This window comes from Mesorhizobium sp. P5_C1, from assembly GCF_054049815.1.
This window is the reverse complement of the sequence record NZ_JBFULQ010000773.1, coordinates 1-2,011: the sequence shown is the minus strand read 5'-3', so window position 1 is coordinate 2,011 and position 2,011 is coordinate 1. Positions and strand designations below refer to the sequence as shown.

General features: G+C 60.9%; 2 protein-coding genes. One reads left to right on the top strand and one right to left on the bottom strand.

Annotation, left to right across the window (positions count from 1 at the left end; genetic code table 11):
• Positions 1-83 precede the first annotated feature (83 nt).
• Positions 84-1,433, top strand: a complete 1,350-nt coding sequence (gene hemN / locus ACXJ7R_RS31110) for an oxygen-independent coproporphyrinogen III oxidase (RefSeq protein ID WP_457155153.1) — start codon at positions 84-86, stop codon at positions 1,431-1,433.
• A 12-nt stretch (positions 1,434-1,445) separates the two neighbouring features.
• Here hemN and ACXJ7R_RS31105 read toward each other — a convergent pair whose 3' ends face one another.
• Positions 1,446-1,877, bottom strand: a complete 432-nt coding sequence (locus ACXJ7R_RS31105) for a potassium channel family protein (RefSeq protein ID WP_457155152.1) — start codon at positions 1,875-1,877, stop codon at positions 1,446-1,448.
• Between the last annotated feature and the right edge of the window lie 134 nt (positions 1,878-2,011).

Sequence of the window (2,011 nt, the reverse complement as noted above, 5' to 3'; positions counted from 1 at the left end):
GTGCAAGGGCTTTGACCGAAATCAAGGCATTTGCGTCCCGTCGCGGCCATTTTCCTGGCCATGCAAACACAAGGGATGGCGACATGCGACCGGAACTAGCTGCCAGGCTTGGCGAGAACGTGCCGCGCTACACGAGCTATCCGACCGCGCCGCATTTCCATCCGGGGGTCGATGCCACTGTCTGTCGAGGCTGGCTGGAGGCGCTCGGGAAAGGCGACGAGATTTCGCTCTATCTGCATATTCCCTACTGCGACAGGCTCTGCTGGTTCTGCGCCTGCCACACCAAGCAGACCCGTCACTATGACCCGGTAACCGCCTATCTCCGCTCTTTGCATGCCGAGATCGCCACTATCGCCCGCATTGTCGGTGGCAAGGCCGGCGTGCGCGCCGTCCACTTCGGTGGCGGCTCTCCGACGATGCTGAAGCCCGAGGACATGGTGGAGGTAGGGAAAGCATTGCGGGCCAGCTTCGATTTTCTTCCGGACGCCAAGATCAGCGTCGAAATCGATCCCAATGATATGGATGACGCCCGCCTCGATGCGCTTGCCGAGATCGGCATGACTAGGGCGAGCCTCGGGGTCCAGGATTTTGACCCGAAGGTGCAAAAGGCAATTAATCGCGAGCAGAGCTTTTTGCAGACCAAAGCGGTCGTCGACGGCGTTCGCACGCGCGGTGTCGAATCGGTCAATCTGGACCTGCTCTACGGCCTGCCGCACCAGACCAGGGAGAGCGTGTCCTCCACCGTCGCGCAGGCGTTGACCCTGGAACCGGACAGGATGGCATTGTTCGGCTACGCACATGTGCCCTGGTTCAAGAAGCACCAGACGATGATCGACGAGGCATGGTTGCCGGGTCCGGCGGAGCGGTTTGCTCAATCACAACTGGCCGCTTGTCTTATGCTGAACGCGGGATATGAAGCCGTCGGCTTCGACCACTTCGCCAAGCCCAACGATGCGTTGGCCGTAGCGGCCAGAACCGGCTGCTTGCGCCGCAATTTCCAAGGCTACACGGAGGATCGCTGCGAAACACTGATCGGCCTCGGCCCGTCGTCCATCAGTCAATTTCGCCAAGGCTATGCGCAGAACATGCCGTCGACCGCCGAGTATGGGCGCATGGTCTCCGACGGTGGGCTGGCGGCCGTCCGCGGTATCGCACTTTCCGACGACGACCGCGTTCGCGGCTGGATCATCGAGAGGCTGATGTGCGATTTCGCCTTCTCGGCGATCGAACTGGTAGAGCGCTTTGGCGATGCTGGTCAAAGGCTTCTGCTCAAGGCAAGTTCCACTGCTCTTGATGGTCCTGGGCGATTGCTTGAACTCGATGGCGACAGCTTCGTCGTGCCGGCCGAAAGTCGCCCCTTTGTGAGAAGCATTGCGGCGAAGTTCGACAAATATCTTGAAGCCGGCAAGGCCAGGCATTCGGTAGCGGTCTGAGTGTCCACCCGGTCAAAAGTGCTCGCCAGCCCTGAACGGGCCGATGCGCGTTCCGGCCGCGATCAGATAGGCGGTCGACCAGCCGAGCAGAAGAAAGCCGTTCACGCCTTCCAGCGCCGCTAGCACGCGCCAATCATGGGCCGGCACCACGTCGCCATAGCCGACGGTCGAAAAGGTGATGGTTGAAAAATACAGCGCGGTCTCGAAGTCGGGCAGGACGCCGAGCAGGCGGTACACGCCCGCCCACAACCAGACCTCGGCTGTCATGACGGCAAAAAGGCCCATCACCACRCTGATCATTGCAACGACCCGGCTTCGCCGACCATGCATGCGAAATCGCGCCACCAGATGTCCCATCGCAYGGGTGACGGCAATGAGGCCGAAGGTGTGAATGACGACCGTCAGGCTTATGACGATCGTGCCGACGAAGAGGTTGAGAGCCATGCGAGGAAACTAGAAGCCGCGAGGGACGCTTTCCTTGCGTAAAATCAAACCTGGCGCTGGCCTTTCGAGCCTTGAAGCAATCGGTCGGGTTTCGCCAAGTTCGCCTATTGGCGTGCGCCTGGCGCGGCGGGACC

Excerpts from the sequence above, each read along its gene's own strand:
- hemN (WP_457155153.1), top strand. The coding sequence starts at position 84 with ATGCGACCGGAACTAGCTGCCAGGCTTGGCGAGAACGTGCCGCGCTAC.